The organism is Arcticibacter eurypsychrophilus, assembly GCF_001730525.1.
GTDB lineage: Bacteria > Bacteroidota > Bacteroidia > Sphingobacteriales > Sphingobacteriaceae > Arcticibacter > Arcticibacter eurypsychrophilus.
In genome coordinates, this window is record NZ_MDFN01000013.1 from 98898 (window position 1) to 119045 (window position 20148).

At 37.9% G+C, this 20148-nt stretch carries 16 protein-coding genes; 3 read left to right on the forward strand and 13 right to left on the reverse strand.

Annotation, left to right across the window (positions count from 1 at the left end; all coding sequences use genetic code 11):
• Positions 1-2 precede the first annotated feature (2 nt).
• The 5 genes from BFL47_RS08945 to BFL47_RS08965 form a co-directional block, all read right to left on the reverse strand.
• Positions 3-1433 carry a PQQ-dependent sugar dehydrogenase gene (locus BFL47_RS08945; protein ID WP_069659445.1) on the reverse strand — a complete coding sequence of 477 codons (1431 nt, stop codon included), beginning with the start codon at positions 1431-1433 and terminating at the stop codon, positions 3-5.
• An 18-nt stretch (positions 1434-1451) separates the two neighbouring features.
• Entirely contained in the window at positions 1452-1955 is a 504-nt protein-coding gene (locus tag BFL47_RS08950; RefSeq protein ID WP_069659446.1) for an RICIN domain-containing protein, read from the reverse strand.
• 220 nt (positions 1956-2175) lie between these two features.
• On the reverse strand, positions 2176-3141 hold the full coding sequence (locus BFL47_RS08955; RefSeq protein ID WP_069659447.1) for a hypothetical protein: 966 nt from the start codon (positions 3139-3141) through the stop codon (positions 2176-2178).
• A gap of 490 nt (positions 3142-3631) precedes the next feature.
• Positions 3632-3952, reverse strand: coding sequence for a hypothetical protein (locus BFL47_RS08960; RefSeq protein WP_069659448.1), 321 nt, complete (start codon positions 3950-3952; stop codon positions 3632-3634).
• Between the two features lie 146 nt (positions 3953-4098).
• The gene (locus tag BFL47_RS08965; protein WP_069659473.1) at positions 4099-4383 is read right to left on the reverse strand and encodes a TIGR03643 family protein; all 285 of its coding nucleotides are present in this window, start codon (positions 4381-4383) and stop codon (positions 4099-4101) included.
• 211 nt (positions 4384-4594) lie between these two features.
• On the opposite strand from BFL47_RS08965, the gene BFL47_RS08970 reads away from it, so the two are divergent.
• Positions 4595-5887: a DASH family cryptochrome gene (locus tag BFL47_RS08970; protein ID WP_069659449.1), complete on the forward strand. Its 1293-nt coding sequence runs from the start codon at positions 4595-4597 to the stop codon at positions 5885-5887.
• A gap of 6 nt (positions 5888-5893) precedes the next feature.
• Here BFL47_RS08970 and BFL47_RS08975 read toward each other — a convergent pair whose 3' ends face one another.
• The 5 genes from BFL47_RS08975 to BFL47_RS08995 all read right to left on the reverse strand — a co-directional run bounded on the left by BFL47_RS08975 (position 5894) and on the right by BFL47_RS08995 (position 13052).
• Positions 5894-7018 carry a Gfo/Idh/MocA family protein gene (locus tag BFL47_RS08975; RefSeq protein ID WP_083257084.1) on the reverse strand — a complete coding sequence of 375 codons (1125 nt, stop codon included), beginning with the start codon at positions 7016-7018 and terminating at the stop codon, positions 5894-5896.
• A 379-nt stretch (positions 7019-7397) separates the two neighbouring features.
• Complete coding sequence (locus BFL47_RS08985) at positions 7398-10163, reverse strand: TonB-dependent receptor (protein WP_069659451.1); 2766 nt, start codon at positions 10161-10163, stop codon at positions 7398-7400.
• A 384-nt stretch (positions 10164-10547) separates the two neighbouring features.
• The gene (locus tag BFL47_RS20215) at positions 10548-11870 is read right to left on the reverse strand and encodes a hypothetical protein (RefSeq protein WP_245681334.1); all 1323 of its coding nucleotides are present in this window, start codon (positions 11868-11870) and stop codon (positions 10548-10550) included.
• Between the two features lie 21 nt (positions 11871-11891).
• Positions 11892-12626: a hypothetical protein gene (locus BFL47_RS20220; RefSeq protein WP_245681335.1), complete on the reverse strand. Its 735-nt coding sequence runs from the start codon at positions 12624-12626 to the stop codon at positions 11892-11894.
• An 87-nt stretch (positions 12627-12713) separates the two neighbouring features.
• On the reverse strand, positions 12714-13052 hold the full coding sequence (locus BFL47_RS08995; RefSeq protein ID WP_245681336.1) for a hypothetical protein: 339 nt from the start codon (positions 13050-13052) through the stop codon (positions 12714-12716).
• Between the two features lie 336 nt (positions 13053-13388).
• Between BFL47_RS08995 and galA the strand changes: the two genes are divergently transcribed.
• Positions 13389-16238: a beta-galactosidase GalA gene (galA, locus tag BFL47_RS09000; RefSeq protein WP_069659453.1), complete on the forward strand. Its 2850-nt coding sequence runs from the start codon at positions 13389-13391 to the stop codon at positions 16236-16238.
• 78 nt (positions 16239-16316) lie between these two features.
• Here the strand turns inward: galA and BFL47_RS19275 are convergent, their stop codons facing one another.
• Positions 16317-16484 (reverse strand): helix-turn-helix domain-containing protein, encoded by a 168-nt coding sequence (locus BFL47_RS19275; RefSeq protein ID WP_083257085.1) that lies wholly within the window; start codon positions 16482-16484, stop codon positions 16317-16319.
• Positions 16485-16847: 363 nt separating this feature from the next.
• Between BFL47_RS19275 and BFL47_RS09005 the strand changes: the two genes are divergently transcribed.
• Positions 16848-17348, forward strand: coding sequence for a DinB family protein (locus BFL47_RS09005; protein ID WP_069659454.1), 501 nt, complete (start codon positions 16848-16850; stop codon positions 17346-17348).
• Between the two features lie 465 nt (positions 17349-17813).
• Here BFL47_RS09005 and BFL47_RS09010 read toward each other — a convergent pair whose 3' ends face one another.
• A complete protein-coding gene (locus BFL47_RS09010) occupies positions 17814-18824 on the reverse strand; it encodes a GntR family transcriptional regulator (protein ID WP_069659455.1) in 1011 nt (336 codons plus the stop codon).
• Between the two features lie 122 nt (positions 18825-18946).
• Positions 18947-19591, reverse strand: a complete 645-nt coding sequence (locus BFL47_RS09015; protein WP_069659456.1) for a phosphatase PAP2-related protein — start codon at positions 19589-19591, stop codon at positions 18947-18949.
• Between the last annotated feature and the right edge of the window lie 557 nt (positions 19592-20148).

Sequence of the window (20148 nt, forward strand, 5' to 3'; positions counted from 1 at the left end):
TATTAACGCCTCTTTCTTTTACTTATAATATAGTCTGCAATTTTATCGATATCAGGCTTGCTGATTGCCCCATTCCATGCTGGCATTCCCTTAAGCATGACCCCATTTGTAATCGTCCGCACAATAGCCGGCTTAGTTGATCCATATACCAGTTTTGCTCCCAATAAACCTTTAGCACGCTCCGTTCCCTGCAAATTATTCCCATGACAACTTCCACACATCTGCTGATATAAAACCACTATTTTGGGTGTTGCAGCAGGCTTTTTTATTGGAGTTCTAACGACCAGTTTCTGAGAAGATAACTTAGAATTGCTACTTCCAGAAGGCCGCATGCGTAAGATCATATCATATTCAGGACGAGCAACCCCTTCCGGCGGATCATTCTGTGAGGTAGAAAAATAGATATAACCATCCGGACCAGTTACTAGAGATCTTATTCGCCCATATCGCCCTTTTAAAAGTACGTCCTGGGAAACAACTTTCCCCATATCCAGCTGAATATCAAGGACAGACTCCCCTCTCAGACAGGCCACCAACAAGTGCCCTTGTAATTGAGGAAACCGGTTTCCCGAATAAAACAGTGCTTCACCAGGTGCAATAGATGGTGTGTACTCCGCTATTGGAGAAATCATCCCCGCTCTGCTATCACGATGATGTACCATCGGCCAGCCGTAATTACCAGTCTTAATGATCCTGTTAATCTCGTCACCACCAGTTGGCCCATGTTCCGAACTGAATAAAAAACCAGTGCCTGGTTGAAAAGCCAGACCTTGCGTATTCCGATGTCCATACGTCCATATAGAATGTAATGCCGTGTCTACACCATGAAAAGGATTATCCAAAGGGATAGTTCCATCATCATTAAAACGCAAAATCTTCCCGTTATAGGTCTTTAGGTCCTGAGCCAAACCAGGCTCATCAGCATCACCGGTAGTGATATACAGCTTTTTATCCGGACTAAACAGGAGTCTGCAACCAGTATGATTTTGATTCGCCGGAATATTTTCCAAAATAACAAAGGGATTAATAAGCGTATCGTTTTTGAACTGATAGCGTACCACCCGCAATCTCATTCTTTTATCCCTTGTGTAGTTATTTGCCAGGTAAACAAATTTGTTAGTAGCAAATTCAGGATGAATGCACATGCCCAATAAACCTGTTTTATTCCTTAATGGTATATCAGGAACAACAAAAGCAGGTTTGTCAACCAATTTACCATTCCGGTATACCCTAACCCGTCCCTCACGTTCTGTAAAAAGCATAGTTCGATCCGGCAAAAAAACAATCTGCCAGGGAACAAAGAGATTCTTCATCAACGTATCGATTACGAACCCATCTTCTGGAGCTTGTTGTTGAGTCCTTTTATTCTGATATACAAATGCACTTATTAATATGCCAAGACAGATGATAGCTGAACTTTTTAGTAACTTCATTTGAATGAGGAGTTTGAATTACATAGTTGGGGCTTGCTCATAAATAGTCCAGTATTGTAAATCTGTCGTATTTCGCCTGGCCAGTATAATGGTAGAATTGACACTCCCTTGCGGGTCGGATGGGGTAATATATAAATCGGTTCCCTTCATTTTAATCAAAAAGGTTCCTTTTTTAACTGGTATAAACTCATACTGTTGTTGAGGATTTCCAGCAAGAAGAGGTTGCTCTTCAAGCAATATACCATGAGCAGCCGAACTTTGAGGTTGAAAAGTTTTATGCGTTAATAAATTTTCGAGCTGATAGGCATTTCCTCCTGTACTTTTAAAGTTCCAGGTCATACATTTCCAGTTTTGCGGAGAATAAGCAACTAATGGCGTTCCATTTTTAGAAGCAGCATCTTTTACTCTTAAAAGCATCCCTGTTTTTGTATTTCTAATGGCATAATTACCTTTAATATCCTGTGAAAAAGCATCCGAAAATAGGGTTATAAACACAAGGATTACCGTACAGATTGATTTCATAATAGGTTATTTTTAGTTTAATAATTAATCCGCTATTCGTTTTGTATTGGTAATACAAATTAAAGTAAAAATTAACTAAAAACAAGCTTCTTGATTAACTAAAACGTTTTTATTTCATTTCAATTTTAATGAGTAAAGCAGGTATTTTTAAGGCTAAAGATATCCCGGAGTAAAACCATTAAATAAAAAGCTTTTGAGCGCAAAAGTTTTTCAAAGCTCTTTATTCTTGTTTGAAGGAAATCTTTTTTCTAAGGCTAAAATCTGAAATTATCATCTTTGGTTTTATTTTTTTGTTGCTCTTATTTGCTTGTTTATCAATACGACAGGAAAGACCCAACATCAGGAGATTCCCTTTATAAAACATCTCTTTGATCTTTTCTTCCCTGCCAGGGTAGCTGGATGACTGATAGTTAACTTCTTTAAATGGATAGCCAGACGGTTTCTCTGATTGAAAAGTACCAATAATTGCACATGGACTGAACTCTTTGCTGTTCAGCAAGACACTTTCATTGGTTTGACTTACAGTAGAGTACAACATCAGAGACATACTTACCAAAGCCAAACAATCCTCTGGGACTTTTTCTATAAAAGTGACCACCTGTCCTTCAAAGTTTTGATACCCTTCCAGATCCAGATCCTGGAACCCCAGGTTTTCATAATACTCCTCCCTGAAATTAAAAGCAACCAACATCAGCCTTATGCGGTATTTCATATAAGCCCCGCTTTGGTTTTTAGGCCTTTTAATTCCTGTTTTGGTGTTCAAGGGACCAAGGGTAACACTTACTTGTCCGTTTGAACTTTTACTCACCGAGCGGCTCATTTGCAATACTTCATGCAGTTTACTGTTTGCGTTAAAGTCCATTCCGTTTATTAAAGAAAGATCCCCATCATGCAAATCCCTCTTCCCTTTCTCGCCACTCACATTATTTAATATCGACCGGTACACCAGCTGCGTACTCCTGTAAGCAGCCGTTCCATCTTTGAAAAAATAAGCCGGTTCAAATGCAGTCCGGATTACTGCTGCAGCTGAACTTGAAAGTCCAAACTCAGTAGCGCTCCTGATCGTTTTTTCGGTTTGCTTAAATGCTTTTGCTTTTCCCTGGATGATATTTTTTCCCCGGTACTCACGGTAGATTACCGAACCTGCCGTTCCATGTACCATTCCTTTCTTATCTATTGTAGCCATACTATTATGTTATTTGCATAAAGTAATCGCTAAAAATTCTAAAGCGTGAAATAACTGCTGAAATTTCTCAAATCTTCCGGTAAACGGCTTAAATTTCTTAAAAAAGACAATTTGCTTAAACTTCAGTTAAAAGACAAAAAAGCAATTGGTTAATGCTGCCACTCTTTAGGGAGTATTTTGTTTTAATTTTATAACCTTCAATAGCAAACCACATCTGATCCGTTATTCTCTTTTGAATAACATGCTTATATGTTTAAAATTGCAATAAGGCAGGATAATTAGTAAAATGATTGCTATGGAGCGGAAAAACAAGCTAGTAAAATTCCACTGTAAGTCCGACTTCAACTAGCTATAGCCGGACTCATTTGGGATTTTTATTGCATTCTTATTAGAAGATTTAATAATCTGGTTCCAGCTAGGTACCTGTCACCTACAAAATAAATCAGTAAAAAGGCCGAACCTAAATACCAGCGGTAAAAAGTTACACTTACTATAAAATGTCTTTTGTAATCTGAATGGTTTTTTCTAAAACGCGTACAAGTGTATCTTTATATAATACAAAGTTACTCTGACGTGTTTCATCTGAATCTGCTTCTTTAACAGCCTTTTTAGCTCGATTAATTTCCTGCAATTCGTTTTTGTATAAATCGCCGAAACTATCCGGTTGTTTATTCTTTAAGATTCTGATGGTGTGCGAATAGTTCTCATGAATATCAATGAGAATAGCCATACTTTTCTCATCATAAGCAGTTATACCTGCAACCTTTATAACCAGCTTTTCAAGCTTTCCTCGTTCTTTTGCGTAACCCATAATTTGTGGCGAATATACCTGTTCTTCCGAATAGTTGTACTATGAAAGCCTGAATATTGCTTAAATACAGATCTATACGCATCCTAAATAAATTTAGGATAGGAAACCAGCCTCAAAATTTGAGCGAAACTAACTGTATATTAGGTTTATCTTTTAGAGATCTTATTCAGCGTGATACTTCTTTGTGAATTGCATTTGAACCTGTTTATCCCGTCTAAACGCTTCTTTAAATGTTTGGTTTTACAGTTGCTTACCCTGTCGCGCCACAACCTATAGCTGCTAAATTTAAGCTGCTTCTTCATTAAAATTTTAACACTTTCTTCCGATAAGCCAAATTGCATTTCAATGGCCTCAAATGGAGTTCTATCCTCCCAGGCCATTTCAATAATTCTGTCCATATCTATATCTGAGTAAACTTTACTAATTTCCATTTGCAATGCTTGTTTTTTTATCATGTATACACCTCATTTGGTGCCCTTTGCAAAATGAGTACTGTTTAGAGCATCGCAACTAGGTAACATGTTGGAATGAACACTTATTTAGCTTATTTTTCCCTTATGTAATAAACCTTTAGAATATACGAACATAGTGGTCAAAATGTTTGTTCGGGTTAAGTAATATAGATAAAACAAACTGATAGCGATGACTACCTCAATTTTATGGTTCAAGAACGATTTAAGGCTGGAAGACAACGAGGCGCTTGTTGAGGCAATAGCGCAAAGCGATCAGCTGATTCCTGTATATTGCTTTGACGAAGCCATATACAAAACCATTCCATATGGCTTTACAAGGATCGGTAAGTTTAGAGCTAAATTTCTTTTGGAATCACTTAGTGAGCTCAAATTTCGACTGGCGGAATTAGGTGCTAATCTGCAGATAGTCAAAGGGAATCCGGAGGAAGAATTGCCTAAAATAGCCTTTAAATATAACGCAAAAAAGGTATTTACTGAAAGAGAGATCGCTTTTGAGGAATTACAGACGCTGGATAAGGTAAGATCTGCATTGCTTAAAAACGACTGTTTCCTGATGACGTCGGCAAGCAATACATTATATCATATTGATGACTTGCCACTGTCTATTGACCGGATACCTGATATATTTAGTCAGTTCAGAGTGCTTGTAGAAAAAAAAACAACGATCAGACCTGCTCTTAATATCCCACATCATATCCCTACCCCTGATTTGGGTAGTATGGATATACCCACTCTTGCAGAGATGGGACTCCCTGCAGTTGAAAGAGATGCCCGCGCTGTTCTTAATTATAAAGGAGGAGAAAGCGAGGCAATAAAAAGACTTAAATACTATTTTCAAGAGTCTAAGGCTATTTCAAGATATAAAGAAACCCGAAACGGGATGGTAGGGTCAGATTTTTCAACCAAATTTTCTGCATGGCTCTCCATGGGATGCCTATCTTCCAGGTATATCTATTCGGAATTGAAAGCTTTTGAAGATACGTTTGGCGCTAATGAATCCACTTACTGGCTTCAGTTTGAGCTATTGTGGCGCGATTACTTTAAACTGATGATGGAGAAATACGGCAACAAGTTATTCTTATTCAATGGAATAAAAGCACGGCGTGAAAAGCCGGATGCTGTCAATTTTACGATTCTGCAGCAATGGATTAATGGCGAAACAGGTGTTGACTTTGTAGATGCCAATATGAAAGAACTCAAGTTTACGGGCTACATGAGTAACCGCGGAAGGCAGAATGTGGCCAGCTTTTTAATTAATGATCTTCAAATTGATTGGAGATATGGTGCCGCTTATTTTGAGCAACAATTGATCGATTATGATGTAAGCAGCAATTGGGGCAACTGGGCCTACCTGTCTGGTGTGGGCAATGACCCCAGGGGAAAGCGCTACTTCAATATTGAAAAACAGGCCAATGATTACGACCAGGATAAAAAGTACCGTAATCTTTGGCTTAATCTTTAACAGAGCTTATAAAACAATTCTTTTACCGCTTGCCGCTGATCTCTTTGCCGCATCAAGGATCTCCATTACGATCATATTGTATTTTAATGAAGATAGATCGTCAGTACCTGCAATCTGATTACGGAGCACTGCCGATAAGTAAGTGATAGGGTCCTTTATTTGAGCAGGCAGATCTTTAGCTTGAGTAATACTGGAAATCTTTTCATGGTTAACACTGTTGATGTTGATGTCGTCGAGCGCATGCAAATAACCGCTTACTCCAAAAATTTCCAGATCCTTGATAGAAAAAGGCCAGTTCCATGAGGCTTCAATAAGACCGGTTGCTCCCGGATATTCTAAAATTACAGTTGCATCATCCTCAACTTTAGGATAAACTGCCGGTTTATAATGCCTCGTAACAGCTGTTACTGCAATAGGTTTCTGGCCTTTCATCATCCACGTCATTACATTGGCACCATAGCAACCAAAGTCATTTAGTGCTCCTGCACCGTTCAATACAGGGTCGGTAAGCCAACTTAAAAATTCAGCACTACACCCTATTTCTTTTGGACCTGAATGGCCATCGTGCATCACCATCTTTTTAATATTGCCGATACTACATTTGTTTATTGTATTGTAAACATCATAATAGGATGCATACCAAGTAGTTTCGTAGTTAGTTAACACTTTAACATGGTATTGATCAGCTAGCTTTTCAATTTGTTTGGCTTGTTCCAGAGTTGCGGCCAATGGCTTTTCCACCATGACAGGTAGATGTAATGGAGCGCATATTTTTACAATATCTAAATGACCGGCAACCTCATTGTAACCCAATACAGCATCTGGCTTCTTTTGCAGCAACAATTTTTTAAGGTCAATAGAAAACAAAGAATCTGGCAGATTATATTGTTTACCCAATCTCTTCCATAATTGTTGATTGGGTTCAACTATACCTATAATCGTTACTTTACCATTCTTAAAAGCATTTAATACGTTATGTACATGATCATGGTTCAATCCTACTACCACTACTTTTAATTTTTCTTGAGAATAACTAGTGTTATTTAATCCAATCATCAGAGAAACAAGGATCAAAAGCCTGTTAAAAATATTTCTAACAACCTGTGAATGTGCTTGATTATAGTTTATCATGATCTTTGTGCTGTTACATAAACGGATTTCTAATTTAGGATTTAATCTTTAAGTATTTATTAATTTGGAGATATTTTAAAAAACTTACCTGAGGCGCAAATCTACTCTTAATGGAACAATGCGCTACGATTGGCTATAATTTCGGGAAGGTAATTAAAAAGAAATACCTGCACCGGGTACAGCCATTTACTGTTAGCGGAAAGATTTACCAAGAAATTGCGGCCCCCAAAAAGGGGCTGTCTCAAAAGTATGAGAACTGCCCCTTTTTCTTTTATTTATTCGGTTATGCGTTAGCGAACGTTTTTTTAGAGTCGATTCTCAGCGTACTTAATTCATATTTAAAAAAACTTCATTTTTAAACAAAACTAGTTTGATATACCTAGAAACTTATACCTATACGAGCATAAAAACGTCGACCGTTCCCTCCCATTTGAACCGCATCAAATGGTCCGGATGGCTCATTATTATAAGCATATCCCTTAGCCCCATTGACGTAGGCAAGGTCTGGATGCACGTTGAACACGTTATCCGTACCTAAAGAAAAATTAGTGGATTTGCCGAACTTATATGAAAAATAAAGATCACTCACTACTTTACCACTATAATTATACTGATCGGGCACAGTACCTGTTCCATCGTCAAGTGGAACAACCGGGTAGATACTAGATCCATCACCATAACCCAATAACTCAATTTTACCGAAGTAAGTAAATCGTGTGCCTACAGTAAAGTCTTTGTGGCCGTACTCCGGATTGATAGAATACTTTGCTGGTGGAGCAGAGGCCAGGATAAATTTCTTTTCCCTTGAACTCAGGAATGTTTCTCTTAAGGCTTCTGTTGCACCAAGTATGGTCGGATAGTTTACCTTATCAATGGTCATGTGTTGGAAATTGCCGGTAAACAATAGGCGGTAGCGATTGTCGCCAACCGATTTGCTATAATCAATTACAACATCAAGTCCACGGTTTGTCGTATTTACTGCATTAGCAAAGAATTGCGCGGAGCCTACATTCAAATCATTTAATGAGTTAGTGAAGGAAGGATCGAGCGTTTCGTCTGCAGCACTAAACTGTCCGGATAATACCACACGGTCCTTCACTTTGATAATATATCCATCGGCAGTGATGCTTAGTTGGGGAATGGGTTTAAAGGTGAAGCCTAAACCTGCGTTTTTAGATTTTTCCTGTGTAAGATTCGATATTCCTGCTGCTTGTGTAATCGGACTGTGGTTAGGCGCGATCTTAACTTCTGAAATTTCTGTTCCCTGTACGTTGGTGAAAGTAGAACTGTAATTGATCTGTTGTAGGGATGGAGCCCTGAAACCGGTACCCAATGAACCACGCAGGTTAAAGTTGTCGGTTATTTTATAACGTGTTGCTAGTTTGGTATTGAAGTTATAACCGAAATCGCTGTAGTGCTCCAATCGATTGGCAAAATTAATGAGCCACTTATCAGTTACGTCTAGTTCCAGATCAACGAAAGCACCCAATACAGAACGATTTGCATTTGCTTCATCAGCAGGTTGAAATCCAGGAAAGCCTTGTGATCCAGCTGCCTGATCTCCTGTTGGATCATAGTTTCGGTAAGAGGCTTCTTCACCAGCAAATATTTGATATCGTTCATACCGGTATTCTGCTCCTAGTCCTATATTAAAACCAGATAACACTTTATCGAAATGTTTATTAAAATTTAAGTTAGTTGTGTTTTGCAGAAATTTAGATCCGCCATCATCAAAGTTGGTCTGGTCGGCACCCAGAGAAGCATTATAGGTTTTATCCCCAAAGAAATGGAAGGTATTATTACCAATATTATTACTTAAATCCCAATCCCAGTCATGACCAACTGTTCCTTTTAATCCAGCAGCAAAGGCAAGGTCTGATATGTGTGTTTGTATAAGTGGATTATAGTAGGATTCGCCATCAGGAGTGTTAAAGATAATGCCACTCGCAGGAACCAATGCTCCATTATTGGTCGGGAAACGCTCTGGTCTGGATGAAAAGTTACGTGTGAAGGCATAAGCTTCTGACGCTTTATAGCTGTAACCACCAAAGCTGTAGAAGGTTATATTATCACTTAAAGGAATTTCGTTATTTAAAAAGAAGGAACCTGTCTCTGCTGATCCGTCACCATTTGCCCGTCTGTACGGGTTGATTGGTAATGCATCAGGATCTGTGCCCGTGGTATCATGAGTCTGTCTGAAGGTTTTGCCACTGTTTGAATAATCGGCAGTAAAGTTGATGAACCCATTTTTACCTATTGGCAAACCGTAATTGGCATCCACGGTAATTGCGTTTCCGTCAATAGCTTTTCCATGTGGATATTGTGCGGAAACCACACTTTTACCACTGTTGAAAGATGGATCATTAAAACCCGAATAACCTACGTTGACTGTAAACAAGTTGACATTCTTTTTTAGAACCAGGTTAATTACCCCGGCAATTGCATCTGAACCATATTGAGCGGAAGCGCCATCACGTAATATTTCTACGCGATCTATGGAGGCAGTTGGTATGGCACTCAGGTCGACTCCTGAGTTTCCCCGGCCACGTGTACCAAACACGGAAACGAAGGCTGTAGAATGGCGACGTTTGCCATTTACCAATACAAGTGTTTGGTCAGGACCTAAACCTCTTAAGGTTCCAAGTTCCACATGGTCAGCTCCATCTGATCCGGATTGTTTGTTATAGTTAAATGAGGGTGCTGCATAATTTAATATGTCGGTAAGATCCTGTCGGCCTGTTGTTGCAGCAGTTTTAGATACATTCACTACGTCAACAGGAACAGTGGTTTCGAGTTTTACTCGTCCGGCTGAACGCGTACCAACTAAAACAACTTCATTCAACTGGGCAACATTGCTTTCTAAGGAAACATTAATGGTAGTTCGGGAGCCAATTGCGACTATTACTGCTTTATAACCGGTATAACTGAATACCAATTGGTCTGTAGAGGCCGCCTGAATAAGAAATTGTCCGCTTGGACTTGTACTAGTACCCAAGTTACTTCCTTTTATGCGTACAGTTACGCCTACCAGGGTTTCTTTACTAGCCATATCAGTGATAATACCTGTAATGGTTTTTGTTTGAGCCAGCAGTACATGGCTACTAATAATCAATAAGGCAAAAAAAAAGAGTATTTTTTTATCCATGTAAGTAAGATGAGGTTAAAAGCAGTAAAATATTATTGAAATATAGCAATTATTATATAATTAATAAAAAATGCAATAATAATTTGCAAAATATGGATATATAATTGCATTTATGTGTAATTATATTGCCGTAAAACGCACAATATAATTACACAATGTCTTTATATAGAAATAAAACTTACTGAAAATGCTATTTTATATGATAAAATCTGCTTATTGACACAAATCCGACTTAATTAGAACACTATCTATCAAATCAATCTTATCATACGCAATTTTTTGTATTTGATTATTGGGTAAACATAGCATGTAGCAAGAGCGTATTATCCCTGGTTATCAAGTTCAATTGTAGCTTATCTTGTGGATAGAGTTCATAGTGAATTTTTATTTAAGCCAGATCATCTGTGTAAAGGCACCGTTTGCGGCTATATCCCAGGCTTCAATTCTTACCCATTTCCTATTTTTAAGGTTTATCGGCCAATTAAACTCCTTTTTGCCAAAAGCGAGTGTCTGATTCAGGTTGATTTGCTCGCGATATACCTTTTGGCCATCTCCGGAGATTATCTCTGCATAATTTAAAGGAAAGGTCCAATCAATTTTGATTCTAACAGTAGCTTTTCCGGTTTGATCCAGCGTTAAGGTTTCCCCAGCTGTTTTGCCATTGATGCTGAAAGCAGGAAACAGCACCTCTCCTGTTGAAACGAAAAACCTGCCAGTGCGCATTACGTTTAAAACTGATTTCCATCCGTTCTTATACTCAGGAAGGCTATCCATTTGGAGATAATTAACGTTGAGGTGCGCATACATCTCGTTTCTATGGGTAATTGTAAATATGTCGGCTTCTGAAATCACATGCTTTTTGAGTCCCCAGTTTGCCATATCATCCATTAAATTCAGCACCCTTTTACTGAGTGTTGACCAGGAAAGATCTGCTGGAATAGCTTTCCATGCTGCCCCCAGGTAAGTATCAGATTTAAAGAAGTCTTCATCTTTATAGTTATCCGGATAATTCGTTGAAGCTTTAGTTCTGGCATGAGCTACCCAGGCTAATCCATTCTCGATTTCCAGAAGCTTTTGCATTTCGGCTTTATCGCCAATATGATAAATCTTTCCATATTTAGGATCATCAACAACGAAAAGCTGTTCGGGCTTTCTTGACATGACCCAATAAACAGGTTTTGGAAAGAAGGCAAGCCAGTGACCGCCGTAGAAATTGTTTGCTTCTTCTCCCGGTAGTAATAAAAAGTGTTTATCAGAAAGGCGTTTCGTTTGCTCAAATAAGCATGACAACTCTTTTAAACGAGTAGAATCCGGACCTTTAGGGTGACCAGGACCATGAAATTCGGCAAGTTTAACAATATCCAGACCACTGCCTTTAAGCACATCTACGAACTCAGGGTGCTCGGGAACTGGCTTACCAGACAGGGCTTCATTAGAAATAAATTCATTATGAAAATGGCTGGCCATTGTTTTATATCCAGGAAGGGGGACATAGGTATCATTATGCGTGTATGTTTTCACTTCATCTAAAACCTGCTGAGAGTCTCCATTACTCAAAAGGCAAAAGAAATTAAGGCGCTGCCTGGTTCCAGGAGGTGCATTGAACCATGGAACATATCGTTTATCTCCGATGGGATCTTGCCGAATCCCCATGGCAAAACCTGGAATTAAATCAAGATAATTATTCCCGTACCAGGTAAATTTCAAATTAAACGCTTCGTCTAAGGGCTAAAAATATTGATGTGGAGCGGGAAACAAAGCCAGACTCCCCTGAGGATTTTCTCCGATAATTGTGCGGTATTTTACTTCCAGGTTTCTGCTGATATCTTCCCTGGAAGGTACAGTTTTGTGGAGTTTTTGGTCTGTATCAGACCATGCCATTTGTTTCCAGATTTGCCTTTTCGACACCAAACCAGCATCATATAGTATGGCTGTAGAATCAATTTCTGTGGTTATACTAGCAGAAATATTGAACAATGCAGTTCCGTTGTACAGTATAATTTCCAAATCGCCTTTAAAAGTTGATGCTGAAATGTTTGAAATTGATATGATAGTTCTTGTACCGTCAGTTTTAACTTTGACCTTCTTTTTATCCAATTTCAGGGCATACGTTTTATAGGGTTTTGTGGGAAAACGATCAAAAAAAACATCCCATCCACCACTTGAGGGACTTAAAATACGTTTTCCTATCCTTAGCACAAAGGCAGGATCAAGTCCTGAGGCAATTTCTGCAAACTTTTCTCCTGTACCAAGCTGAACGCTGCTAAACAAGGGTCTATCCTGATCAAGGTTTAATACCATCTTACCCCTACCCTCCTTTCCTGATGGCCATAAAAAGGTCAGCTCGTTGTGGTTTCGAGTGAAGGTTGTCCCATTCTTTTTAAATTCACTCAGATCTACTACTGTCTGTCCAACAGCAGATTCTATAATAAGCAGAACAATAAGAATTGCAATATATTTCATTTTTAAGTTCTTTATAGTTAATTGACAGTACTCATGCTACAGCTCTAATATAACTAGGTTATATCATCTTCAGCACATTTCTTCATCTCAACGCAGACAAATACATAAGTCAATGTGAATACTAAAATAAGAATATTTAGGATAAAATAAAAGGCATTCCAGGCTGCTGCAATCCCAACCTATCTGAATCCTCCTGCCATCTGATTCTGGTATATTACTAAAAGTCTGCGCCGCGTAGATGGTACCGGTAACAAAATAATATTTTCCATATTCAGGAGTAAAAGATTTACCATCAAACGATCCGATCATATAGGCATTTGAAGCACCATACATCACCCACTTGGTTTTGTTCTGGTCGCCTTCTTTAGGCAGTTTTAAAAGATCGGGATATTCCAGAATCCGGTAACATGACTTTCCGAATTCCATACCTTTAGATCTTTTGAGGTGTAGATAGAATATCCATCTTTTTCGTTGAGCACCATCACCCAGTGAATGATTTGATTGAACACATAAGTACATTTATTGATTTAAGAGACACGAACAATTTATGGTACTTATATACAAGAAAACCGCTAGAACCATTTGGGTATAACTGTGATAGTATGTATTTTTGTTTAGAGATCAATTGCAACTCCAACAATCAGAGATAGATTATTCGACTATATAGGTTATGCTGAAAGCAAGAATGTAGAGGCGATATATTAGAAAGGTTGTGGATGAAATTAACTAATAAATTGTTAACCAAATTACTTTGTCCCCTAAATGAGAACCTTAACATTCACCCTTCTTGTCTTTCTATGCTCTTCCTTAACTTTTGCACAACCTTTAAACCATCTTGCGGGAAAAAGAGAACATATAAGTATTGATACCGCATGGCGTTTTGCATTTGGCCACCCTTCCGACGCAAAAAGGGATTTCAACAACGGAACAAGTTATTTTTCTTATCTGGCAAAGGCAGGTTATGGAGATGGTGCTGCTTCCGCTGATTTTGATGACCGTTCCTGGCGAAAACTAAACGTTCCCCACGATTGGGCTGTAGAAGCCGGATTTAGTGAATCGGCTAGTTTTAGTCATGGATTTAAAGCTATCGGAATGAATTTCCCCGAAAATAGCGTAGGCTGGTATCGCAAAAAAATCAATATACCTGAAGGGGACTATGGAAAAAGAATCACTATTACTTTCGATGGAGTATTCCGTAACGCTATAGTATGGGTGAACGGGCATTATTTAGGTACAGAGCCAAGCGGATATAATGCTTTCGAATATGACATCACCGATCTGTTGAATTATGGGGGAGATAATACAATTGCAGTCCGCGTTGATGCCTCTATGGAAGAAGGGTGGTTTTACGAGGGGGCTGGTATTTACCGGCACGTTTGGCTTAATAAAACCAATCCGGTACATATAGCGACTAACGGAACTTTTATTACGACTAACTTAAAGAACGATAGCGCATCTGTAACGGCTAAAGTTAACATCAAAAATGAGGGAAAAAGCAATATTCACTTTACTATAGAGCAAAAAATCTACGATAGAGAAGGACATATTCTAGCTACTCAGCAAACCAGCAGTGCCGAGTTAGCCCCATATAAAGGAGGAGAATATGTAAGCCAGCTGATGTTAGCCCATCCAAAACTTTGGTCAGTTGATACGCCTTACTTGCATCATATAGTAACTACACTTCTAATAAATAATATTCCGGTAGATGAGTATACAACTAAATTCGGGATACGTACCATACGCTTTGATGCCAACACCGGATTCTTTTTAAATGGGAAACGTTTAGCGATTAAAGGAACGAATAACCATCAGGAGCATGCAGGTGTGGGCGCGGCAATGCCTGATGAGCTTCAGTACTTCAGGATTGCAAAGCTGAAAGAAATGGGCAGTAATGCCTATCGTTGTTCCCATAACCCTCCTACCCCTGAATTGCTTGATGCCTGTGATAGTTTAGGGATGCTGGTCATTGACGAAAATCGTTTAATGGGCATTAATGATTATCATCTGGGGAATCTGAAGAAATTAATTGAAAGAGACCGTAACCATCCAAGCATCATCAGCTGGTCTATTGGAAATGAAGAATGGGGAATTGAAAACAATAGTACAGGGGCAAGAATAGCAACGACTATGCAGGCTTACGTTAAAAGTCTGGACACCACACGTGCCATTACTGCAGGTTTCAGCGGAGGCTGGGGACAGGGACTATCAGCCGTTGTAGATCTAATGGGCTACAATTATATTGCGCAAGAAAACCCTGATGCGCAACATCAAAAGTTTCCAGAACAAAAGGGATGGGGTACTGAGGAAGGATCTACCTTTTCGACCCGTGGAGTTTACGTTACCAATGACAGTCTACATTATAAATCAGCTTATGATGCAAAGCCCCGCCCTAGTGCCTATAGTATAGAGGAGGGTTGGAACTACTATGCACAGCGGCCCTTTCTGGCTGGCATGTTTATCTGGACAGGCTTTGATTACCGGGGTGAACCGACTCCATATAAATGGCCATCAGTTGGTTCTTATTTTGGTATGCTTGATCAATGTGGTTTTCCGAAAGATGATGCCTGGTACCTTAGGTCTTGGTGGGGGAACAAACCTGTACTGCACCTACTCCCTCATTGGAACTGGAAAGGAAAAGAAGGGCAATTGATAGAAGTTTGGGCATACAGTAACTGCAATGAAGTGGAACTCTTTCTTAATGGAAAAAGCCTGGGCAAAAAGACGATGATCAAAAATAGCCATCTGGAATGGAAGGTACCATTTACAGCTGGAATCCTTAAAGCCATCGGATACTCTGATGGCAAAAAAGCACTTACAGAAACTGTTCAAACTACGGGACCACAAACAGAAATCAAACTTACTGCACATAAAAACAATATTGAGGCAGACGGAAAAGATATATCAATCATAACAATTGCTGTGGTGGATAAAAAAAACCGCCAAGTACCGGATGCCAATAACGAGATCCACTTTTCGATTGAAGGTCCCGGTAAGATTATCGGTGTTGGCAATGGTAATCCTACATCTCTCGAACCAGATCAATATACAGAGAAGATCCAGAATTTATCAATTGTAGATCTGAAGGAATTGCCTGTTTCTGATACAATTAACAGAAGCGAAATGAAGGTAGATTTTGATGATAACAACTGGAAGAAAGCATTTACAGGTCTTGCTGATACCAGTATTAAAGCTTGGGTGTATCGGGGCAGCATTAATTTAACGAAAGATATGGCCAATTCGTGGTTAACTTTTTTTTATAATAGCATTGGACGCGAACAATCTGTTTATATCAACGGTCACTTGTTAGCTGCCAATCTTGCCTATAAAAAAGAAGGCAATGTCTTCAGCATAAACAAAAGCATGATAAAAGAAGGCCGTAATTCAATTACTATAATTACCTTACCACTCAAAAAGATACATGATTGGGATGTGTTAAACACCAACCCTGGTCTAATTCAATTCAAAGTTCCATCGGCTCCCTGGAAGCGAAAGTTATTTAATGGGTTGGCGCAGATTATCATCCAGTCAGAAAATAAAAGAACCGGCGATATTAAGGTAACGGCTACTTCATCAGGATTGGTTAAAAACACATTGGTGATTCGCACTAATTAGCCAAAATGCTAAGTCAGCGAAAGTGCATTTAGGCAAATAGTAATTATACAATCTATTGATTAATTGTTATGCACTTTTTTAACTAAAACTATGGCGATAAGCAACAGGGGATACTTTCGACTTACTTTTAAATAGTTTACTTAACGATTGCAGGTAATCAAAGCCAAGTTGATAAACTATTTCAGTGATTGATAACGACGTCCCTGTTAATGCCTCCTTTGCTTTCTCAATCAATTTTTCACGTATGTGCTGCTTCTAATGGCAATTAAAAGAATAAGTTATAATAAGCTTTGGTACTTTTTGGCGAGGAGGGATACCATTTTGATGATTAGTTCTAAAAATCTCTTTTCTTTTTCGATTATATCGATGACATATCTGCCAGGCAATAACGGCATAAATTCCACTACCCCTCTATCATCTGTCTTTAATTCTTCATACCAGCCAGATTAATGCCTACTTGTATTTGCAGCTATACTTTAAAGTCTTTAAAATAACTAAAATAATTAGTTTATTTAATTTGACACCACTAATCATTTTAGTTTTAAATTTATTGTCGACATTTGCTCTTGTCTGGATAATTACCTGACTTGAAAAATAAAAACTTTAATTATGTACAGAAATATTTACAATTTTATAACAGACTGGAAGAATGAGACAGAAGGTACCGTTAAAGTATTCTCATTAATTACAGAAGAAACACGTCAGGTAAAAATTCATGAACATGTACGCTCATTGGAACGACTGGCATGGCATTTAACTCAAACCATTACAGAAATGGGACACAAAGCAGGATTATTCCCTGTTGATCATTTAGAGAATAGTCCTACGCCTGAATCTATTTCCGAACTTGTAAGTACCTATCAGGATTATTGTGAACAGCTTAGCAAGGCAGTAAATTCAAAATGGACTAATTCTTCTCTTGAGGATAAAGTAAACATGTACGGTGAAGAATGGGAAAAGGGTAAGATATTGCAGGTACTGATTATACATCAAACACATCACCGTGGACAAATGACTGTGATTATGCGGATGCTTGGACTTCCTGTTCCAGGAATTTATGGACCATCAAAAGAAGAGTGGGCCAATATGGGAATGCAGGCTATGGAATAGTTGTTTTTTCCAATTGACTGTTTATTTTAAAAGATTTAACTGGTTATTTTCAAAGATGATTAAAAGTAGCTGCCTGTCGTCACCTATTATTGACAGCAGCTACTTTTTGGTCTTAGCATCCGTGTAGTCTTTCCATTTAACCAACGAATCATATCAACTTTTTGTAGAACCTGTTTCAAAAACATTAACAATTCTTTCTGTTTTATCTTTGGTGATAATGGTCATCATGTTACAAGTATTTCCAGTAAATTCATAAAAATCCTGCAATCCTTAAATAGCTAGTAGTAGTCACTAAATGAAATTAATAAATTTCGGAATGGGCTATACTAGTAAGATTTCATCAATCAGCCCTTATTTTTGGGTAATGACATCATCGTTATTACCAGCATCTACTTTTAATTTTCCTGATAAGTTAAAAGTAAACAATAAAGCTTTTACCGTGATGTGCGTTTTTCCATTAAAGTTTTAAAGTGACGACCTTTCAATTAATTTGCATGAATTGCGAACCTGTTTAAATTCTTTATTCAGAATTAGGGTAGCAGCAGTATTCCCCATTTCTTCAAAGTTGGTGGTTATAACGGTTATGTCTAACAATTCCTTTAGTACCGTTTCATTGAATGAGATAATTCCAATATCAGTTCCCAATTTTAATCCTTTAGACCTGACCATCTTGATTAGATCTGCCAGAGCAGACTCAGTAAGGGTAAGAAATACCTGTCCCTTTTTTAATTGAACTCGGTCGACATCAGGAACGATAGCAAATTTCTTTTTATAATCCTTACAAAACTGCTTGATTCCATCCAGCGTTTCAATAGGATGATTGTTTAATTCCGGAAATACGATTGTAATGCTTTTGTATTTTTGAAGCGATTTTTCTGCTGACAACAATGCTTCATAAATATCCCGTTTAAAATCCTGATATACGGCAATATGGGCCTCGTCATCCAATAAAACATTCTTATCAAGGATCACTAACTCATGAGGAGGGATACTTTTTAACACCGGCATATAATCTTTAGGATCAGCGTCATGAAAGAAATGAGGCATGATGACGTAATAGTGATATTTTCCCTTGTTATGATCTAATATTTCTTTTAAAAGTTTGGGATCATAATGATGGATCTGAAGGTCGACTTTGGCTTTAGTACCGAGTTTTTTTAGAAAGGAATAATATACTTCCTTTTTGTAGGAGCTCATTTTATTTAATACCATTAGGATATTTAGTCTATCCTGAACCCTTTCAGCTACATAATTTCCTTTTCCGGGAACGGATATTAGAAATCCTTTTTCTTTCAGTCTGGAATAAGCCTTTTCAACCGTATCTCTGGCAATTTGATGCTGTTTACTAAAATCATTAATTGAAGGAAGGCGCTCATCTTTTTTTAAAACTCCCTTTTCAATGTCCCGTATAAGTGCCTGTACAATCTGTTTAATCTTAGGTAATTTATCATTAGGGTCAATCAATAATTTATGCATTGGGATTAGGTTTGTCAAAATTAAGCATTAGTTTTAATTTTATCAAATAGCTATTCATTTGCTGAATAGCTATTTCAAGGGAACTAAAACATTTAGTTAAGCATAAGTATCTATTTCAGCTTTTAATTCGCGAATTTCTTTGCTAACAAATAGCACAAATAAGTAAATGCAGGGGCGAAAACTACATCAATAGTATAGTGGGCATGTTGCACCAGCACCAGCAACCCCATTAAAGTAGTGGTAATAAGGGCGAGTCGTTTGTCACTTTTCTTTTGGAGTATCAGGAAAAACAAGAATTGGGTTGCTGTGTGTCCTGAGTAAAACAAATCTTTAGTGACATAGGTAGCTCCGTAAAACAGATCCGTAATGGGATCCCATATGTCAATTAAACCTTCAGGTGGATTAAGAGGTACCAAAGAAATTGTAATAAACCTTGAAATATTCAGTACAATAATTTCATACATTAAGTTTAGAAGCAATGTAGGACTTTGCACCACTCTTATCATCGAAAAGATCGCCATTCCCCAGGTAATGGTAAAAATAGGTATAGAGACATCTGTTGCAGGAACATTAATCAGCAACCAGTCATTGTACGCATAACCCTGTCGGGCTTCTATGTACTGATAAAAAATAGGAAAAACCGGGGTAAGGCATAACATCATGGCTATGGCCAATAGCAGCTTTTGCTTAAAAAGAGATTCGGACCAGGCAAGAGCCCATCTTCCAGACAGGGAAGCATTGATGATGTTAACTTTCTTATCGTTCATTAATTTCACATAAATGTGAGATAAATTTTATGTTAAGGAGGTGCCAAATATAGAAGTAATAGGGATCAATAATAATTTAATATCGAATGGTTTCGAAATGAGAGTTGTAAGCTATTGAAAATCGAATCGAAAAGCAAAAGCAACAGATAGTAAGAAAACTTGTTATTAATTTGAAAACCATATCATTAGAAATAGAGCATTACAACTCCTTTTTAGCGACAATAATATAAGAAGAATGATCATTCCTTATTATTTTGGTCAATTCAATTTCAAAAAATCCCTTTAAATGCTATTTACTGTAATATCAGGATTAACAATATCAGGTCTTTTCATTCCATTCGGAAAAGATTTCCGTACTAAATGGATTGCTGTTATAGCAATGCTGTCCATCTTATTATTTTGGTATTTATTGCAGTTTATTCCAGTAATAAGTATCTCATCGTGACTTAATAGCAGATAGGGATGTCATAGCTTATTTGAAGTCGGTTAAAAGAACTTAACAGTAATTACATTTATGTAAAGCTCATAAACAGTCAGTAAAAGGTAAATAAAATAAA

Coding starts and splice junctions, on each gene's coding strand:
- BFL47_RS08945 (WP_069659445.1), bottom strand. CDS start 1,433: ATGAAGTTACTAAAAAGTTCAGCTATCATCTGTCTTGGCATATTAATA.
- BFL47_RS08950 (WP_069659446.1), bottom strand. CDS start 1,955: ATGAAATCAATCTGTACGGTAATCCTTGTGTTTATAACCCTATTTTCG.
- BFL47_RS08955 (WP_069659447.1), bottom strand. CDS start 3,141: ATGGCTACAATAGATAAGAAAGGAATGGTACATGGAACGGCAGGTTCG.
- BFL47_RS08960 (WP_069659448.1), bottom strand. CDS start 3,952: ATGGGTTACGCAAAAGAACGAGGAAAGCTTGAAAAGCTGGTTATAAAG.
- BFL47_RS08965 (WP_069659473.1), bottom strand. CDS start 4,383: ATGGAAATTAGTAAAGTTTACTCAGATATAGATATGGACAGAATTATT.
- BFL47_RS08970 (WP_069659449.1), top strand. CDS start 4,595: ATGACTACCTCAATTTTATGGTTCAAGAACGATTTAAGGCTGGAAGAC.
- BFL47_RS08975 (WP_083257084.1), bottom strand. CDS start 7,018: ATGATAAACTATAATCAAGCACATTCACAGGTTGTTAGAAATATTTTT.
- BFL47_RS08985 (WP_069659451.1), bottom strand. CDS start 10,163: ATGGATAAAAAAATACTCTTTTTTTTTGCCTTATTGATTATTAGTAGC.
- BFL47_RS20220 (WP_245681335.1), bottom strand. CDS start 12,626: ATGAAATATATTGCAATTCTTATTGTTCTGCTTATTATAGAATCTGCT.
- BFL47_RS08995 (WP_245681336.1), bottom strand. CDS start 13,052: ATGGAATTCGGAAAGTCATGTTACCGGATTCTGGAATATCCCGATCTT.
- galA (WP_069659453.1), top strand. CDS start 13,389: ATGAGAACCTTAACATTCACCCTTCTTGTCTTTCTATGCTCTTCCTTA.
- BFL47_RS09005 (WP_069659454.1), top strand. CDS start 16,848: ATGTACAGAAATATTTACAATTTTATAACAGACTGGAAGAATGAGACA.
- BFL47_RS09010 (WP_069659455.1), bottom strand. CDS start 18,824: ATGCATAAATTATTGATTGACCCTAATGATAAATTACCTAAGATTAAA.
- BFL47_RS09015 (WP_069659456.1), bottom strand. CDS start 19,591: ATGAACGATAAGAAAGTTAACATCATCAATGCTTCCCTGTCTGGAAGA.